Origin of the sequence: Sphingomonas sp. CCH10-B3, assembly GCF_001556185.1 — a bacterium.
Lineage (GTDB): Bacteria > Pseudomonadota > Alphaproteobacteria > Sphingomonadales > Sphingomonadaceae > Sphingomonas > Sphingomonas aquatica.
Genome location: NZ_LSIJ01000029.1, coordinates 1 through 17,595, shown reverse-complemented (window position 1 = coordinate 17,595; position 17,595 = coordinate 1). Strand labels below are relative to the sequence as shown.

Here is a 17,595-nt window from a genome sequence, read left to right as displayed (position 1 = left end):
CCGCTCAAAAGGCCACACCGAGGCGAAGTGCAATTGTTCTCGGGTCTCCCGGAAACACCGCACTGGCATTGCCGGTGCTGGTGAAATAGCGGCGATCGAAGAGATTGTTCACGCTAAGATCGGCGCGGAAGCGGCCGATGCTGCCGCCAATGCCGAGATCAGCGAGGACGACCTCGGGAATCAGCACGGTGCTGGCCGTGGCGGCGGCGCGCGGTCCCTGATAATTGACGCCGCCGCGCACATCGATCGGGGTGCCCGGCACCAGATAGCGCGCACGGATATTGCCCGAATGTGAAGGGAGATCGACGATGCGCCCGCCCACTTCGCTTGCGGTCGCACTGCGGGACACGACACCGTCGAGATAAGCATAACCGAAGCTCAGCTGCAGATGCTTCGTCGGTTCCAATTCGCCCTCCAATTCAATTCCGCGCACCCGGAAGGCGCCGAAATTGCGCGAGAAGCCGGGATTGTCGGGATCGTCGCCCGCCACGTCGCGGCGGCGAATCTCGAATGCCGCTATGCTGAGGCGCGCGCCGGGTCGGCTGAACCGTGCACCAAGTTCATATTGTTCGGAGGTCTCGGGGGAAAGCCGTTGCCCTGTCACGGTCGGGGCACCGCCGAAGCTGTTCTCGACGTCATAGCCGCTGTTATAGCCGCCGAAGACGCTAAACCCGCCGCCCAGCTTGTACGTTGCGCCCGCCTGAATGCTGGTCTGCTCGACCCGCTCGGTATCGGGTGTGCCAAAGGTCGTCGGATCGCTGCTGAAAAAGCCATCGTTGCTGAGCCATGCGTGTCGCACGCCGATCACGATCCCCAGCCGTTCGCCGATCGACACCTGATCCTGCGCGTACAGGGCATGGCCGTCGAGGCGTTGGCGGAAGTTGAACGCAAAGGTGAGCGCGGGGCGCTGAGCGGCGCTGAGATACACCGGGTTCAGCGCGTTGATCGACGGGACGCTGACGAAGTTCGACTGGATGAACACGCTGCGCTCCCGGTCATACTCATAGCCAAGCAGCAGCTTGTGCGTGATCGCGCCCGTCTTGACCGTGCCGGTCAGGTCAAGCTGCACGATGGTGTAGCTGTCATCCTCCGCGCCGATCCGCCCATTGCGGCGGACGTCCGACGGATTGGCGGCATTAACGCCCAGAACACGGATTTGCGTGAACGGCGTGTTGAGCTCGGAATATTGCGCCCTCGGCGTGATCGTCCAGCCACTGCCAAGATCGATGGAGACCCACGCCTGTAACAGCGGCGAATTGGCGCTCAATGGCGAGAATGCCGGTTCCGCCAGAAACGTCTCGCGCCGGATCGGCGCGATGCCATTGCTGGTGATGGTGCCAACCGCCGGCAGCCCCGGATTGCTGAGCGTGCGCCGCTCGACATATTCAGCGACGAAATGGGCATCGACCCCCGGGGTCGGCCGCCAGTTGAGCGTCAGGGCGATGTTATCGCGATCGATGTCCTGAAAATCGACAAATGTCCCCGACCGCTCGATTTCACCCGTCACTCGAATGCCAAACGTCGAACTGATCGGCCCGCCGATATCGATCGTGCCGACACGCTGATCGAAACTGCCGACGGTGAACGCTGCCGATCCCGCCCATTTGGCGGTGGGCTGCTTGGTGATGATGCTGGCAATGCCCCCCACAGCGGACTGGCCATATAGGACCGCTGAAGGCCCTTTCAGAATTTCGATTCGCTCGATGTTCGACAGCGCCGACGCATCGACATCTTCATAGTAACGTTGCCGGATGCCGTTGCGCATCTGATCGAGCAGGAAGCCACGGACGTTCAGGCTGAAGCTCTGATAACGCGACACGCGACTGTTGCCGATGCTGGCGGAGGGCACCGTGCGAAGCACGTCGGCGATGCTCGTCGCCCCGCGTTGGATGATTTCGTCCGCAGAGATGATCTGCACCGATTGCGGCAGCCGATCTAACGGAATGCCCGATTTCTCCCCAAAATCACCGGATTTGGTCCCGGTGACGACGATGTCGTCAGCGCGCTCGGCGCTTTGCTGGGCGAAAGCAGGCTTGGCGATGGCGGCCAGCGCGGTGCCGGCGAGCAGAAGTGTTCCCTTTGTCATGGTTCTTGGTCTTTCGTTTGTGGAAATGGAGATCAGGCGATGAGCTTGCGCAGCTCGGCGAGCGCAGCGGCGTCATCGTCGTCGTGGGTGATAGCGGAGGCGAAGTGGCCTTCACGGTCCATCAGATAGATCGCGGCGCTGTGGTCGATCGTGTAATCGCCGCCCTCAAGCGGCACCTTCTTGTAGAAGACGCTGAACGACTTGGTCGCACGGTCGATCTGCGCCTGGCTGCCGCCGAGTCCTAGGATCGGCGTGCCGAACAGGTCGACATAGGCGCCGACATCCCTGGGCGTGTCGCGCGCGGCATCGACCGACACGAACACGATGCGGAACTTGTCGCCGTCCTTGCCCATCAGCTTGCGCCAGCGGGCAACCTTGGTCAGCGTCGTCGGGCACACGTCCGGGCAGCGGGTGAAGCCGAAGAAGATGGCATAGGGCTGGCCGCGCAGGGTGGCGGGCGTGACGGTCTTGCCGTTGCGATCGGTCAGCGCGAAGTCCTCGCCGATTTGCTTCGCGTCCGCGATCTGTGTCGTCGTGCTGCCGCCGGGCTGGCGCAGCAATAGCGCCACCCCTGCCGCAAGCGCCACGACGATCGCGACGCCCCACAGCCAGCGACGCACGCGGGCCATGCCCGGTCTCGCCGACGCATCAGTGGTCATGGCTGGGGCCTCCATAGGTGACCGGCTCGATCTTGAGCGCGACCTTCACCACGCCGGCGCGGGCGAAGCGCAGCGTCATCGGCACCAACTCGCCGAGCTTGAGCGGGCGTTTCAGCCCGATCAGCATGATGTGATAGCCACCGGGCGCGAGCGTCACGGTCTCACCCGCCGGAATGGTCAGGCCGCCCTTGACCGGGCGCATCCGCATCACGCCACCGTCCATCGACATGCTGTGCAGCTCGACTCTGGCGGCGACATCAGCGGTTGCGCTCAGCAGGCGCTCCTCCTGCTTGCCATTATTGGTCAGCGACAGGAACGCGCCACCCGCCTGCTGGCCGGGCGCGGTCTGGCGTGCCCAGGGATGGCCGATCTTGAGCGTGCCGACGGTAACGCCATGCGCGGCAAGCGGCGTCGCGACGGCAAGGGCAATCAGGGCAAGGGGCGTGAATGAACGGGTCATCGATGATACTCCGGCATGGATTGGGATGGGGTTGATTGCGCAACGGCCGAGGCGGGGTGCTGATCGGCAAGTTGGAGCGGCGTGCAGCACAGGATCGCGAGCCACGCGGATCGGCGGATACGACGCAGCGCGGCGATATGGCGGGGCAGAGGTGGGGCAGCCGACTTGGTCATGCCCACCCCCGCACATCGCCCAGCGCTTTGTGGATCAGCCCAGCTACTTCGCGGCGCTCGTCCAGCGAAAGGCACTGGCCGACCTGATGCCGATCCTGCCGGAAGCGTAGCCACAGTGTCAGGTCGAGCGGTGCGCGCTCCTCCGCCTCGAACTTTGCCCAATAGGCGGGCATGGCGATCTCGCGCCCGTCGCTGGCGCACCAGGCGACTTCGCCATCTCGAAGGCTTAGCCGTTCGGTGGGTGGTGAACGGCGGGCAAATATGTGGAACGCGCCTGCCAGCAGGCCGATGTCGATCAGCGAAAAGATCGCCACCGGCCAGGCGCCAAGCGCCACGAAGCGGATCGACAGCAACGCGAGCACAATGCCCGCTGCAACCACGACATAGTGCGTCGGAAACGGCAAGGAGGAGCGATTCGCCTGCATATGCAGTTCGAATGCGCCCCCGGACGACCGCTCGGGTCGCCCGACGACATGATAGGTCATGCGAAAATCTCTCGTCAGGGTGCGGAGCCATCCCTTCGGGATGGCGCGCGCGTCAGCGGATCAAACGGATATGATCAGCCGAGGACGGGAGGGGCGCGGAGTGGTGGTCGCAACCGCGCGACAGCGGGGCGCGGCGGTGCAGTGATCGCCAGAAAGCCGAGCGTCAGGACATAAGCGAAGGCAATTGCCAGCAGCACGATGTCCGCGCCGCCCATCGCCGACATGCCGAGGCCTGAGAAGGCGCAGGGGTGATCGGCTGTCGCGCCGTCTTGATGATCGCCGTCATGCTTGTCGACGTCGATCGCAACCATTTGCGCGGCCTGGCCCGAGCAGATCGAGACCATGATCGTGCCGTTCGACGGCGTGACCATATAGCCCTGCGGCAACAATGCCCGCATGCTCAGGGCAAGCGCCACCAGCAGCAGTGCGAGCCGCGGATGGTTGCGAATGAGGGCGCGCCAGTTGGTCACAAGCGGCGCTTAGTCGAGCACCTTCGATTTGTCACCAGCAAGCGCAGGCTTAGGCAACCGTAAACGACCCAAAGGCCGCCGCCCTCACGCCACCGCCCTTACCGCCTCGCAAATCCGGTCCACCACCGCTTCCACCTGCCCCAGATCATCCCCTTCCGCCATCACGCGGATCACCGGCTCGGTCCCTGACGGGCGGATCACCAGACGGCCCTTGCCGTTCAGTTCGGCCTCGGCGTCGGCGATCACCGCTTTCACGCCTGCGTCCTCCAGCGGCTTGCCGCCCGCGAAACGCACATTCTTCAGCAATTGTGGCAGCGGGTCGAAGCGGTGGAGCACTTCGCTTGCGGGTTTCCCCGCGCGGACGATCTCGGCCAAAATCTGGAGCGCCGCGACCAGCCCGTCGCCGGTGGTCGCATAATCCGACAGGATAATGTGCCCCGATTGCTCGCCGCCGACGTTGCAGCCGCGCGACCGCATCGCCTCCAGCACATAACGGTCGCCGACCTTGGTGCGGATCAGCCCCAGTTCATGGCTTTCGAGATAGCGTTCGAGGCCGAGGTTCGACATCACCGTCGCCACGAGCGACCCGTTCTTGAGCAAGCCGCGCCGCGCCCAGCCCATCGCGATCGTCGCCATCAGCTGGTCGCCGTCGACCACCCGCCCCGCCTCGTCGACCACGATCAGCCGGTCGGCGTCTCCGTCGAGCGCGATGCCAATCTGCGCGCCGCTGGCGACCACGGTCTCGCGCAGCAATTGCGGCGCGGTCGATCCGACGCCGTCGTTGATGTTGCGGCCATTGGGCTCGACCCCGATCGCGACGACGTCGGCGCCGAGCTCCCACAGCGCCGAGGGGGCCACGTTATAGGCGGCCCCGTTGGCGCAATCGACGACAATGCGCAGGCCATCGAGCGTCAGTTCTGACGGAAAGGTCGCCTTCGCCGAATTGATGTAGCGCCCGCGCGCATCCTCGACCCGGCGCGCACGCCCGATCTGCGGCGCGGGGGCAAGCGGAATGTCGCCCGCGATCAGTTCCTCGATCGCCATTTCGTCGGCGTCGGACAGCTTGTAGCCGTCGGGGCCGAACAGCTTGATACCGTTATCGGCAAAGGGATTGTGGCTGGCGGAAATCATCACGCCCATGTCGGCGCGCATCGAATGAGTGAGCATCGCGACCGCCGGGGTCGGCATCGGCCCGACCAGCACCACGTCCATGCCGACACTGGTGAAGCCCGCGACCATCGCCGATTCGAGCATATAGCCCGAAAGCCGCGTATCCTTACCGATCACGACGCGGTGGCGGTGGTCGCCGCGGCGGAAATGCGCACCGGCGGCCATGCCGACCTTCATCGCCATCTCGGCCGTCATCGGGGAGATGTTGGTCAGGCCGCGGATGCCATCGGTGCCGAAATATTTTCTTGCCATCTGCAATCGCTCATTTCGCTTGCCGTGGGCGGAGCCGCGCGACAGGTGTTGGGTTTTACGACCTTACAAGAGGCCGCATGTCACAACCCACCCGCATATTGCTATCGCTAATTTTGGGGCTGATCGTCGGGATTGCGGCGGCGGCGAGCGGCGGCGCGTGGGTCGATGGCGCGGTGGCGGTTGCGCAGCCGATCGGCGACACGTGGCTCAACGGCTTGCGGATGACGATCGTGCCGCTGGTGGTATCGCTGCTCGTCACCGGGATCGCGGCGACGGCAGAGACCGCGCGGTCGGGGCGGATCGCGGCAAGGTCGCTGATGCTGTTCCTGAGCTTTTTGATGTGCGGCGCCGCGCTCGCGGCGGTGTTGACCCCGGCCTATCTCGCGCTGTTCCCGCTGCCACAGCAATCGGCGGCGGCGCTGAAGGCAGCGCTGAGCGGCGCGCAGAAGGTGGGCGAGGTGCCAGGGCTCGGCGCCTTCATGAAATCGGTCGTGCCGACCAATCCGATTGCGGCCGCCGCAAACGACGCGATCGTGCCGCTGATCGTCTTCACCATGGCGTTTGCGTTCGCGATCACCCGGCTGCCCGCCGAACAGCGCAAGACGCTGACCGACTTTTTCCAGGCGATTGCCGATGCGATGCTGGTGATCGTCGGCTGGGTGTTGTGGCTGGCGCCGATCGGGGTCGGCGCGCTGGCGTTCGTCGTCGGCGCGCGGGCGGGGACGGGCGCGGTCGGGGCGCTGCTCCATTATATCCTGATCGTGTCGGCGGTGGGCGCGACGATCGGGCTGGTTGCCTATCCGGTGGCGCTGATCGGCGGGCGGCGCGGGCTGATCGCCTTTGCGCGCGGCGTGGCGCCGGCGCAGGCGGTCGCGATCAGCACGCAGAGTTCGCTTGCCTCGCTCCCGGCGATGCTGCGCGGGGCAGCGACGCTGGGCGTGCCGGTCGAAACGTCAGGCGTAGTGCTGCCGCTTGCGGTCGCGGTGTTCCGGGTGACGGCGCCGCCGATGAACCTCGCGGTCGCGCTCTACATCGCGCATTGGTACGGCATTCAGCTGACGCCGTTCCAATATGTCGCCGCCGTGGGCGCTGCCACGGTCACGACCTTCAGCGGCGTCGGGCTGCCGGGGCAGATTACCTTCTACGCCGGGGTCGCGCCGATTTGTCTGGCGATTGGGGTGCCAATCGAAGCGCTCGGGTTGCTGATCGCGGTCGAGACGATCCCCGACATTTTCCGCACGATCGGCAATGTGACGATGGACGTCGCGGTGACGACGGTGATTTCGGAGCGCGTCGGCGGCGGCGCCGAAACGAGCGAAGCCGATGCGTTGCTGAAGGGCTAGAGGAGCCAGCGCCAGATGCCTGCCGCGATCCCCGCGGCGGGGATATGCGCCCAGGTCGCCGCCAGCCAGATCACCAAACCGCCTGCGATATCATGCGGGCGAAAACCGCCGAACTTGGCGCGCCCCTCGGCAATCGCCTGAAACGGCACATAGCTCGTCACGGCCTTCCACGGGGTCCAAAGTTCGGGGACCAGCTTGGCCTTTTTTGCATCGAGCGCGGCGGCGCCCACCAGCGCAAACGCCGCAATCCCTCCCGCGACGATCAGGTTCGCCGCGATCGGATAGACGATGATGTGCGCCAGCCCCCACAGCGCGAACGACCACAGCATCGGGTGGCGAGTGACGGCATAGACGCCGCGCGCCTGCGTCGGTGCGGTCTTGACCATGCCGGGCATCGCCGGATTGCCGATCAGCGAGCCGACCAGCAGCACGCTCGCCACCAGCATGATCACGCTGGCGACCGCCCACAGCCCATCGCCGACAGCCCAGAGTGGGTCAGTCGGCGGCGCATCCTTGTAGGTCTTGCTGATCCACCACAGGCTCGCGAGCGCAACCACGGCATAGACGCCCGTAAACCCGCCGTTGCCGAGCGCCTTCACCAGCGGCGCGCGCAAGGGATGCGACAGCAGCAAATGGCTGCCCACGAAGAGCGCGACCGCGAGTGCGACCATCATCGTACCGTCCATATCGTCTCTCCCGTTGGTGCCCGGGCAGACGCTAGCCGATCACTTGACGCCGTGCATCCACTTCTTGAGCGGGAAGGACAGCACCAGCAGCAACACGCCCAGCGCGATCGACACTTCGGCGATCGTCGTGAACACGCCGACATAGGTGTCGAGGCTGACCTTGAGGTTGGTCACTTGTCCGCCGACCGTCTCGACGCTGGCAAACTGCGCGACGATCCCGGCGACATATTGCGCAACCGCGATCGACAGGAACCACACGCCCATCATCAGCCCGACGACGCGCGCAATCGACAATTTAGTGATCATCGACAGCCCGACCGGCGAAATGCACAGCTCAGCGATCGAGTGGATCAGGTAGAGCCCCGCCAGCCACCAAAGCCCGACCTTGAAATCGGGGCCGGCGAATTGCGATCCCCAGACGAGGAACAGGAACCCGCCACCCACCGCCATCAGCGCGATCGCGAACTTGATCGGAATCGTCGGCTCGATACCGCTCTTGGCCATCGCGTTCCACATCACACTGAACAGCGGCGCAAGCAGCACGATGAACAGCGCGTTGAAAAACTGCGTCTGCCCCGCCGAGATCGAGAACCACCCGAACACCGACAAATCAGTATTGCGATCGGCAAACAGCGTCAGCGACGATCCCGCCTGTTCGAACAGGGTCCAGAACACGGTGTTGAAGGTGATGAGCACCATCGCTGCCAGCATCATCTGGAATTCCTGCGTCGATCCTTTCAGCCGCGCCCAGATCAGGATGCCGGGCACGCTGATCAGGAACGTGCCGAACATGATCTTGCCCATGATCGGCAGGCCGAGGAAATACCCGACGATACCCGCTCCCGCCTCGGGGCGGACGTAGCTCATCAGGTTCGAAAACAGGAACCACACGACCGGAATCGCCAGAATCGCCCCGCCATAAATCAGGAAATCGCGGTTGGTCGGTGCGTCCGCAGGGCGATCACCGATGCCGTCGAGGCGACCGCCGTCGAACTGGATCAACGTCCACGAAATCAGCATGCCGGTGGCGGCAAGCGCAAAGCCCGCCCACCAGCCGAGCCCACCCCAGCTGCCCATGCCGACGGCAAGCAGCGGACACAGGATCTGCGAGAACAGCGACCCGAGATTGATGCCCATGTAAAAAATGGTGAACCCGGCATCGCGGCGCCGATCGCCCTGCGCATAGAGCGCGCCGACCATCGTCGAGATGTTGGGCTTGAAGAAGCCGTTACCGATCGTCACCAGCGCCAACCCGATCAACAGCAGGAACACCGAAAGGGGCGCGCGATCGCCGCCCGCTTCGAAGCCCCCGGCGGCGATGCGGCGGGCTTCCTTGCCGTCTGTGCCGAGCAGCGAGACGGTCTTGTCTTCATTGCCCTTGATCTGCAGTTCGCTACCGCCGTCGACCACGAACTGCTGGCGGGCGTCGCCGCTGCCCTTGACGGTGACTTCGTAACGCTGGCCGTCGATCGTCGCGAACGGCTTGGCCGGCTGGCCGCCAAAGCAGAGCGTCAGATAGCCGAGCGACATCATGACCGCGCCGAATTTGACCGAGCGCTTCGAGCCAAGGAAGCGGTCGGCCATCAGCCCGCCGATCAGCGGCGTGAGGTACACGAGCGCGGTGAAGCCTCCATAAATGCCGGTCGTCGTGGTGTCGCTGAACAGGAAATGCTGCGCCAGATAGAGCGTCAGCAGCGCGCGCATGCCGTAATAGCCAAAGCGTTCCATCGCTTCGGTCGTGAACAAGCGCGCGAGTTGCACCGGGTGGCCGAACCAGGTCTTGCCCTCTGGCACGCCGCCGTGCGCGGCGCCGCTGCTGCTGTCGGTCATTGATACGCTCCCCAAACTGGCCCTGATGTCCCTGCCGCTTCTTATGTGGCGGCAAAGGTCGCGACACTAACGGCAAACGCGGGGCTGTAAATGGCCGGTTTAGGCGGTATCGACGCCGTCATGCTCAACGATAGTACCTCTCCGCTTTCCCTGCTCGCCACCCGCCGCTCGGGGCGCCCGCGCGATATGGTCGCGCCCGGCCCCGATGCCGCGCAACTCGACGCCATGCTCGCCGTTGCGATGCGCACCCCCGATCACGGCAAGCTCGCCCCCTGGCGGTTCGTGATCGTCGACGCCGACCAGCGCGACCGGCTCGCCGAAGTGATCGTCACCGCGTATCGCGCCGAGCGCCCGCAGGCCGCGCGGCTCGAGATTGAGGCGATGGAGAGTTTTGCGCGGCAGGCGCCGACGCTGGTGGTCGTCCTGTCGTCGCCGCGGCCCGAAAGCCATATCCCGCTGTGGGAGCAGGAGCTGTCGGCTGGGGCGGCGTGCATGAACCTGCTCCATGCCGCGCACGCGATGGGGTTCGTCGGCGGCTGGCTGACCGGCTGGGCGGCCTATTCGGACGCGGTGCGCGATGCCTTCGGATCGGCGCCCGAACGCGTCGCCGGCTTCGTCTTCATCGGCACTCCCGGCCAGCCGGTCGAGGAGCGCGCGCGCCCCGATCCGGGCAGGCTGGTCTCCCGCTGGGACGGTTAGGGGGTGGACCCGGCGAGCAATTGGTGTATTAAGGCAGCATGACGGCCCTGAACAGCGAAGACAGCCCGGTCTATATCCGGCTCCGGCAATATATCGCCGCTGCGGTTCTGCGCGGCGATTTCAAGGCGGGCGATCAACTGCCATCGGTGCGGGCGCTGGCGGCCGAACATGGCGCCAATCCGCTCACCGTCGCCAAGGCCTATCAGCGGTTCCAGGACGACGGCTATGTCGAGGTCCGGCGTGGGGTTGGCATGTTTGTGCTGGCGGGCGCGGCCGAAAAACTCCGCCATGCCGAACGCACGCACTTTATCGATTCGGTCTGGCCCAAGGTGCGCGCTCAGATCGATCTGCTCGGGCTCGATGCCGACGAATTGCTCAACGGCGAGTTAGCCTGAGTTCTTCGCGTCAAATTTCCGGTCGCGTACATAAATCAACGGTTCATCGGGAACCGGATACGGTTCATCGTGCTTTAGACCATTGAAGCATTGGGAGCCGCAAATGTTGCACTCGCCTATTCAACTCGGTCGATCGGGTTTTCGACCGGCCTTTCGCCTCGACGGCGCCAATCCTTGCCCGGGGTGCGGGAAATCGCATTGGTACGTCGGTCGAATGACTGCCGAATGCGCCTTTTGCGCCACTGCCTTGCCGATTGCGGCCGGCGGCATGCCCTCGCGCGGCCAGTTCGCGCGCGCGGCCTGAAGCCGTCAGGCCGGGAGTGGTTGCGCGAGCCAGTCGCCGAGTAGCTTATTGACGGCCTCGGGGGCTTCCTGCTGGACCCAGTGCGACACGCCCGGCAGGCGGTGCAGCGTCAGCTTCGGCACCCATTGCTCGACGCCCTCGGTACACCAGATGCCGAGTGCCTTGTCTTCCTCGCCCCAGATCATCAGCGTCGGCGTTTCGACGCGGCCATCGCCGATATCGGCATAATCGGGCGTCTTCAGCAACGCGCGATAGTAATTGACCATGGCCGTCAACGCGCCCGGCCGCAGCGCCGCCGCGCGATAGACATCGGTGACTTCGGTAGGGAAGCGCGCCTTGTCGATTGCCATACCTGTGAAGGCCCCGGCGATGCGCCGCGCGCCGCTCTGCCTCAACCCGAATTCGGGCAGCCATGGCAGCTGGAAGAAGAAGACATACCAGCTCATGGCCATTTGCCGCCAATTGCTACGCTCGCGTCGGGTCACCATCGGGTGCGGCACATTCATGATGACGAGCCGGGCGAGCGGACGCAGCCGCTTGATCGCGAAATGCCAGGCGACGATCGCGCCCCAGTCATGCGCGACCAGCATCACTTCACGCGCGCCGCTGGCATCGATCAGCGCGGCGACATCGGCGGCGAGCGTGTCGAGCCGGTACGCCTCGATTCCGTCCGGCCGCGACGAAGCGCCATAGCCGCGCATGTTCGGCGCCCATACCCGCCAGCCAAGCGCGCTGAGCAGCGGCATCTGGTAACGCCAGCTGAAGTTGAGTTCAGGGAAGCCGTGCAGGCACAGCGCCAGCCGGTCGGTGCCGCCGTCCGCTGCGTCGAGTTCGGCGAGTTCGAAGTCGATGCCACCTGCGGGCTGCATCCGGACGCGGATCCCGCTGTCGGCGGGCGGGACCCACGACCAGTCGCTCACGCCGCGAACGCCGTCGGCTCAAGCGCGTAAAGCTGCGCCGCCGACGCCATTGCTGCCGCCTTCAGCCCCAGTGCTTCGGGCACGATTTGGGCCACATAGAAATCGGCGACGGCACGCTTCATCGCGAGATATTCGGGATCGCCGTCGGCATTCGCCGCCGCGCGGCCCTGCGCTTCCATCAGCCAGCCGCACACCGCGGTCGAGAGCATCGTCAGGAAGGGATAGCTCGCCGCCAGCCGGTCATCGACGTCCGCCGTCAGCAGCCGCCGTGCAACCTCATCACACGCATCGATCAGCCCGCGCAGCCCCGCATCCTGTGCGTCCCTGCGCATTTCGTCGATCAGCCCGAGCATCACCCCGCCATTGTCCATGCTGAGCTTGCGCCCGACCAGATCGGCGGCCTGGATGCCGTTGGTGCCTTCGTAGATCGGCGTGATCCGCGCATCGCGGAAGAACTGCGCGACGCCGGTTTCCTCGACATAGCCCATGCCGCCATGCACCTGGATGGCAAGCGACGATACTTCGCAGCCGATGTCGGTGCCATGCGCCTTGGCGAGCGGCGTCAGCAGATCGACCCGCGCCTGCGCGCCCGGCACCCCGAGCGTCGCCCGGTCGACTTCGCCTGCCGCCAGATAGACGAGCGCGCGCGCCGCCTGCGTCTGCGCCTTCATCCGCATCAGCATGCGGCGGACATCGGGATGCTCGATGATCGCGACCGGCTCGCGCCCACCCCCGGCGCGCGCGGACTGGATGCGCTCGCGGGCATAGGCGACCGCATGCTGGGTCGCGCGCTCGGCGATCTGCACGCCCTGCAGGCCGACATTGAGTCGCGCGTTGTTCATCATCGTGAACATCGCGCGGATGCCGCCCAGTTCCGGCCCAATCAACTCGCCGATGCAATCGCCATTGTCGCCGAAGCTGAGCACGCAGGTGGGCGAGGCATGCAAGCCCAACTTATGCTCGATCGAGACGACGCGGACGTCGTTGAGCACGCCCGGCTTGCCCTCGGCATCGAGCCGGTATTTGGGCACCAGGAACAGCGACAGTCCCTTGGTCCCCGGCGGGGCATCGGGCGTGCGCGCGAGCACGAGGTGGACGATATTCTCGGCCATGTCGTGGTCGCCAAATGAAATGTAGATTTTCTGCCCCGTGATCGACCACTTCCCGTCGCCGCGCGGCTCGGCCTTGCTGCGGACAGCACCGACATCGCTGCCCGCCTGCGGCTCGGTGAGGTTCATCGTGCCGGTCCACGCGCCGGTCGCCAGATGCGGCAGGTAGAGTGCCTGTTGCTCGGGGCTACCATGATGCCCCAGCGCCTCGATCGCGCCGACCGTCAGCGTCGGGCAGAGCGCAAAGCCCATGTTCGCCGCACCCAAAGTCTCGAGTACCGCGGTCTGCAGCACGAAGGGCAGGCCCTGCCCGCCGAACTCCTCCGGCACGCCGATCGTGCCCCAGCCGCCCTCGACATAGGCCTGATAGGCCGCGCCAAAGCCTTCGGGCATCACCACGCCGTCCGGCGTCCACTTTGCCCCGACCGTGTCGCCCAACCGGCTGAGCGGCGCCCATTCGCCTTCCGCAAAGGCGCCTGCACCTTCGAGCACGGCATCGACGACATCGGGGCTGGCGGCAGCAAAGCGATCGCTCGCGGCGATTTCGCCTAGGCGCACGACATGATCCAGAACGAAACGCTGATCGGCGACGGCGGCAGTGAAGGGCATGTTCATCCTCTCTTGTCGAAAGCCAATCATCGCTATAGCTCGCGCGTGTGGACGCAACAAATTCCTTCGCCACACGCTGCCGGGCTTTCGACGCAGCCGCATTGGCGGAAGCCGCCAGATTGATTGCCGAGGGCCATCCGGTCGCGGTTGCGACCGAGACGGTCTATGGCCTTGCCGCCGATGCGACCAACCCACGCGCGGTTGCTGCCATCTACGCCGCCAAGGGACGCCCGAGCTTCAACCCGCTGATCGTGCATGTCGCAAGCCTTGCCGCCGCCGAGGCGCTCGCAGTGTTCGATGCAGGCGCACGCGCGCTGGCTGAGGCGTTCTGGCCGGGACCACTGACGTTAGTGCTGCCCGCGCGGAAGGATTCAGGGATCGCGTCGCTCACCACTGCCGGGCTGCCTACAATCGCGATTCGCATACCCGCCCACCGCGCGATCCAGGGCCTCATCGAAGCATCGGGCAAGCCGCTCGCGGCGCCATCCGCCAATGCGAGCGGCGGCATCAGTCCTACCCGCGCCGCGCATGTGCTGATGAGCCTCGAAGGCCGCATCCCGCTGGTGCTCGACGACGGGCCGTGCCCTGAGGGGCTCGAATCGACGATCGTCATGACCGGCGAGGCGCCGCGCCTCTTGCGCCCGGGGCCGATCACCGCAGCAGCAGTCGCGGCAGTGCTCGGCCAGCCGCTCGCCAATGCGGTTGGCGGCATTATCGCGCCGGGCCAGCTCGCCAGCCATTATGCGCCGGCCAAGCCGCTGCGGCTCCACGCAGACGTAGCGAGCGCCGACGAATGGCTGATCGGTTTCGGACCCGTCCCCGGTGACGACACGCTGTCGGCGACCGGTGACCTGATCGAGGCAGCGGCAAACCTGTTCGACACGCTCCACGGCGCCGACGCCAGCGCCAAGCCGCGCATCGCGGTGGCGCCGGTGCCCGACGAAGGGCTGGGCGCCGCCATCAACGACCGGCTCGCGCGCGCCGCGCACTGACTTCCGACCGTCACCGAAACGGGTTATAGCTTTACGCCTGCTTCGGGGGGAGTTGGGCAATGGACGTGGCGCGGCGGGGCCTTGCGGAATTCATCGGGACTTTCTGGCTGGTGCTGGGCGGCTGCGGCAGCGCGGTGCTGGCGGCGGCGTTCCCACAAGTCGGGATCGGCCTGGCGGGCGTGTCGCTCGCCTTTGGCCTCACTGTGCTGACGATGGCCTATGCGATCGGCCATATCTCGGGCTGCCACCTCAACCCGGCGGTGACGATCGGGCTGGTCGCGGGCGGACGCTTCCCGGCGAAGGACGTGCCGCTCTATGTGATCGCGCAAGTGCTGGGCGCAGCGGTCGGCGCCGTCGTGCTCGCAGTAATCGCGGGCGGCAAGCCGGGGTTCGATCTGGTCGCGAGCGGCTTTGCCGCCAACGGCTTCGACGCGCATTCGCCGGGCCAATATTCGATGGTCGCGGGTTTCGTGACCGAAGTGGTGATGACCTTTTTCTTCCTGATCATCATCATGGGCTCAACCGACGGCCGTGCGCCTGCCGGCTTCGCGCCGATCGCGATTGGCCTCGGGCTAACGCTCATCCACCTGATCAGCATTCCGGTGACCAACACCTCGGTCAATCCCGCGCGCTCGACGGGCCCCGCGCTGCTGGTCGGCGGCTGGGCAGTGGAGCAGCTGTGGCTGTTCTGGGTCGCCCCGATCCTGGGCGGCGCGCTTGGCGGGATCGCGTACAAGGCGCTGGGCGCGGACGCGCTGCCGAAGCCGCCTATCGAGGGGGATGCGCGGTAAGGGCGTTTACCCCGCCTTCCCCGACGACAGTGGGGAAGGACCAAGAACCTTCACCCCACTGCCTGCGCCGACTTCGATCGCGCCGCAAAGCTCTTGCGCAGCTTGTTGAGCTTGGGCGGGATCACCGCGATGCAGTACGGATTCCGCTGGCCTTCGCCGTCCCAATATTCCTGGTGGTAATCCTCCGCCACATACCATTCGCTTAAGGGCTCGATCGTCGTCACGATTGGCGCGGGCCAGCCGGAGGCGGCGCGCTGCATCGCGGCTTTCGCTTCGATCCGCTGCTCGTCCGAATGCGGGAAGATCGCCGAGCGATATTGCGTGCCGACGTCATTGCCCTGGCGATTGAGCGTCGTCGGGTCGTGCGTTGCGAAGAACATGTCGAGGATGTCGCCATAACTGACCACGTCATTGTCGAACGTCACCCGGATCGCTTCCGCATGCCCCGTGTCGCCGCCGCAGACCTGGCGATAGGTCGGGTTGGGGACATGGCCGCCGATATAGCCGCTTTCGACCTTTTCGACGCCGATCACGTCGTTGAACACCGCTTCGGTGCACCAGAAGCACCCGCCGGCAAGCGTCGCGATTTCCGTGGCCATCAATTGCTCCTTTAATCTCTCTGCGCATTAGATAGGAGCGCGGGCGCGGCACGCAATCGGGAAGGACCAAGGATGGACGGCGCGATACTGGTGACGGGCGGGGCGGGCTATATCGGCAGCCACGCGGTGCTGGCGCTGTGCGACGCGGGGCACCGGGTGGTGGTGGTCGACAATCTCGTCACCGGCTTTGACTGGGCAGTCGACTGCCGCGCGACGCTGGTGCAGGCAAACATCGAGGACGCGGCGGTGCGCGACGTGATGCGCGAGCATGATGTCCGCGCGATCATGCATTTCGCCGGATCGGTGGTGGTCCCTGAATCGGTCAGCGACCCGCTAAAATATTACCGCAACAACACCGCCGCGAGCCGCTCGCTGATCGAAAGCGCGGTCGCCTGTGGCGTGCCGCATTTCATCTTTTCGTCGACGGCGGCGACCTATGGCATTCCCGAAGTGGTGCCGGTGCGTGAGGACATGCCCAAACGCCCGATCAATCCCTATGGCATGTCGAAGCTGATGACCGAGCATATGCTCGCCGATGTCGCCGCGGCGCATCCGATCAATTACTGCGCGCTGCGCTATTTCAACGTCGCAGGTGCCGATCCGGAGGGGCGGTCGGGCCAGTCGACAGCGGGCGCGACGCATCTGATCAAGGTCGCGGTCGAAGCGGCGACCGGCAAGCGCGGCCATGTCAGCATCTTCGGCACCGATTTCGCGACGCCCGACGGCACCGGCGTGCGCGATTACATTCATGTGAGCGATCTGGCGGCGGCGCACGTCCACGCACTCGACCTGCTGATGGCGCGACCGGGCGAGAGCCACACGATGAACTGCGGCTATGGGCGCGGCTATTCGGTCAACGACGTGCTCGACGCGGTCGACCGGGTGACCAACGTTAAGATCGAGCGCCGCTACGAAGGCCGCCGCGCGGGCGACCCCGATGCGCTGACCGCGGACAATGCGCGGATTCTGGCGACCCTGCCATGGCGGCCGAAGCTCGACGATCTCGACACGATCGTCGCGCATGCGCTGGCGTGGGAGCGGAAACTGGCGGAGCGTGGCTGATCGGTGATCTTGTGGCAAGCCTTGCCCCGTCACGCGGTGCTGGCGCTGCCGCTGCCGGTGGAATAAGGCCAATCCGATGCCACGCTTGCGATCCTTGCTGTTTGTCCCCGGGGACCGGCCCGAACGCATGGCGAAGGCGCTGACATTGGGGGCCGATGCGCTCATCCTCGACCTCGAGGATTCGGTGGCGCTCGCGAACAAGTCAGGCGCGCGCACTGCGGTAGCCGAGTTCCTAGGCCGGCCGCGCTCGACGACACTCTTCGTGCGGATCAACCCGCTCGATTCGGGGCTGGCCGACGATGATCTTGCGGCCGTGCTCCCCGCACGGCCTGACGGCATCGTCCTGCCCAAGGCCGAAGGCGCGGCCTCGCTCGCCGCACTCGACGCCAGGCTCGACGGCGACATCATGATCCTGCCGATCGCGACCGAAACCCCGGCAGCGATCTTCGCACTCGACAGTTATGGCGGGGTAACGCCCCGGCTGGCAGGGCTGACCTGGGG

Annotated in this window: 18 protein-coding genes; 7 read left to right on the top strand and 11 right to left on the bottom strand. The window is 65.6% G+C overall.

The features are described from left to right. Nucleotides 1-4: 4 nt before the first annotated feature. The 6 genes from AX672_RS06615 to glmM all read right to left on the bottom strand — a co-directional run bounded on the left by AX672_RS06615 (nucleotide 5) and on the right by glmM (nucleotide 5,755). Nucleotides 5-2,086, bottom strand: coding sequence for a TonB-dependent receptor (locus AX672_RS06615; protein WP_066650168.1), 2,082 nt, complete (start codon nucleotides 2,084-2,086; stop codon nucleotides 5-7). Nucleotides 2,087-2,118: 32 nt separating this feature from the next. Next, entirely contained in the window at nucleotides 2,119-2,745 is a 627-nt protein-coding gene (locus tag AX672_RS06610) for an SCO family protein (RefSeq protein WP_082730418.1), read from the bottom strand. Then, nucleotides 2,735-3,205 carry a copper chaperone PCu(A)C gene (locus AX672_RS06605; protein WP_066650165.1) on the bottom strand — a complete coding sequence of 157 codons (471 nt, stop codon included), beginning with the start codon at nucleotides 3,203-3,205 and terminating at the stop codon, nucleotides 2,735-2,737. Before AX672_RS06605 ends, AX672_RS06610 begins: the two co-directional genes overlap by 11 nt. A 169-nt stretch (nucleotides 3,206-3,374) precedes the next feature. Next, nucleotides 3,375-3,863: a DUF2244 domain-containing protein gene (locus AX672_RS06600; RefSeq protein ID WP_066650164.1), complete on the bottom strand. Its 489-nt coding sequence runs from the start codon at nucleotides 3,861-3,863 to the stop codon at nucleotides 3,375-3,377. Between the two features lie 74 nt (nucleotides 3,864-3,937). Next, nucleotides 3,938-4,333, bottom strand: a complete 396-nt coding sequence (locus AX672_RS06595) for a DUF2946 family protein (RefSeq protein WP_066650163.1) — start codon at nucleotides 4,331-4,333, stop codon at nucleotides 3,938-3,940. Between the two features lie 84 nt (nucleotides 4,334-4,417). Further along, nucleotides 4,418-5,755: a phosphoglucosamine mutase gene (gene glmM, locus AX672_RS06590; protein WP_066650162.1), complete on the bottom strand. Its 1,338-nt coding sequence runs from the start codon at nucleotides 5,753-5,755 to the stop codon at nucleotides 4,418-4,420. A 77-nt stretch (nucleotides 5,756-5,832) separates the two neighbouring features. On the opposite strand from glmM, the gene AX672_RS06585 reads away from it, so the two are divergent. Beyond that, nucleotides 5,833-7,098 carry a dicarboxylate/amino acid:cation symporter gene (locus AX672_RS06585; protein ID WP_066650161.1) on the top strand — a complete coding sequence of 422 codons (1,266 nt, stop codon included), beginning with the start codon at nucleotides 5,833-5,835 and terminating at the stop codon, nucleotides 7,096-7,098. On the opposite strand, the gene AX672_RS06580 is transcribed toward AX672_RS06585, so the two are convergent. Both AX672_RS06580 and AX672_RS06575 read right to left on the bottom strand, forming a co-directional pair. Next, nucleotides 7,095-7,784 carry an NnrU family protein gene (locus AX672_RS06580; protein ID WP_066650159.1) on the bottom strand — a complete coding sequence of 230 codons (690 nt, stop codon included), beginning with the start codon at nucleotides 7,782-7,784 and terminating at the stop codon, nucleotides 7,095-7,097. The two genes, AX672_RS06585 and AX672_RS06580, sit on opposite strands and share 4 nt — an antisense overlap. A gap of 39 nt (nucleotides 7,785-7,823) precedes the next feature. Beyond that, complete coding sequence (locus tag AX672_RS06575) at nucleotides 7,824-9,614, bottom strand: peptide MFS transporter (RefSeq protein ID WP_066650157.1); 1,791 nt, start codon at nucleotides 9,612-9,614, stop codon at nucleotides 7,824-7,826. Nucleotides 9,615-9,734: 120 nt separating this feature from the next. Between AX672_RS06575 and AX672_RS06570 the strand changes: the two genes are divergently transcribed. Together AX672_RS06570 and AX672_RS06565 are read left to right on the top strand one after the other, a co-directional pair. After that, entirely contained in the window at nucleotides 9,735-10,313 is a 579-nt protein-coding gene (locus tag AX672_RS06570) for a nitroreductase family protein (protein ID WP_066650156.1), read from the top strand. A gap of 38 nt (nucleotides 10,314-10,351) precedes the next feature. Next, on the top strand, nucleotides 10,352-10,708 hold the full coding sequence (locus AX672_RS06565; RefSeq protein ID WP_066650155.1) for a GntR family transcriptional regulator: 357 nt from the start codon (nucleotides 10,352-10,354) through the stop codon (nucleotides 10,706-10,708). Between the two features lie 309 nt (nucleotides 10,709-11,017). Here AX672_RS06565 and AX672_RS06560 read toward each other — a convergent pair whose 3' ends face one another. Both AX672_RS06560 and AX672_RS06555 read right to left on the bottom strand, forming a co-directional pair. After that, nucleotides 11,018-11,932 carry an alpha/beta fold hydrolase gene (locus AX672_RS06560; RefSeq protein ID WP_231731184.1) on the bottom strand — a complete coding sequence of 305 codons (915 nt, stop codon included), beginning with the start codon at nucleotides 11,930-11,932 and terminating at the stop codon, nucleotides 11,018-11,020. After that, entirely contained in the window at nucleotides 11,929-13,650 is a 1,722-nt protein-coding gene (locus tag AX672_RS06555) for an acyl-CoA dehydrogenase (protein WP_066650248.1), read from the bottom strand. Before AX672_RS06555 ends, AX672_RS06560 begins: the two co-directional genes overlap by 4 nt. Before the next feature lie 101 nt (nucleotides 13,651-13,751). Between AX672_RS06555 and AX672_RS06550 the strand changes: the two genes are divergently transcribed. Together AX672_RS06550 and aqpZ are read left to right on the top strand one after the other, a co-directional pair. After that, a complete protein-coding gene (locus AX672_RS06550) occupies nucleotides 13,752-14,642 on the top strand; it encodes an L-threonylcarbamoyladenylate synthase (protein WP_231731182.1) in 891 nt (296 codons plus the stop codon). A 59-nt stretch (nucleotides 14,643-14,701) separates the two neighbouring features. Then, nucleotides 14,702-15,433 (top strand): aquaporin Z, encoded by a 732-nt coding sequence (gene aqpZ / locus AX672_RS06545; RefSeq protein WP_066650148.1) that lies wholly within the window; start codon nucleotides 14,702-14,704, stop codon nucleotides 15,431-15,433. A gap of 50 nt (nucleotides 15,434-15,483) precedes the next feature. Here aqpZ and msrA read toward each other — a convergent pair whose 3' ends face one another. After that, entirely contained in the window at nucleotides 15,484-16,032 is a 549-nt protein-coding gene (gene msrA / locus AX672_RS06540) for a peptide-methionine (S)-S-oxide reductase MsrA (protein WP_066650147.1), read from the bottom strand. Between the two features lie 72 nt (nucleotides 16,033-16,104). On the opposite strand from msrA, the gene galE reads away from it, so the two are divergent. Both galE and AX672_RS06530 read left to right on the top strand, forming a co-directional pair. Then, nucleotides 16,105-17,094, top strand: coding sequence for a UDP-glucose 4-epimerase GalE (gene galE / locus AX672_RS06535; protein ID WP_066650146.1), 990 nt, complete (start codon nucleotides 16,105-16,107; stop codon nucleotides 17,092-17,094). 76 nt (nucleotides 17,095-17,170) lie between these two features. Then, nucleotides 17,171-17,595: HpcH/HpaI aldolase/citrate lyase family protein (locus AX672_RS06530; protein WP_231731180.1), on the top strand; the 425-nt coding region annotated here is incomplete at its 3' end.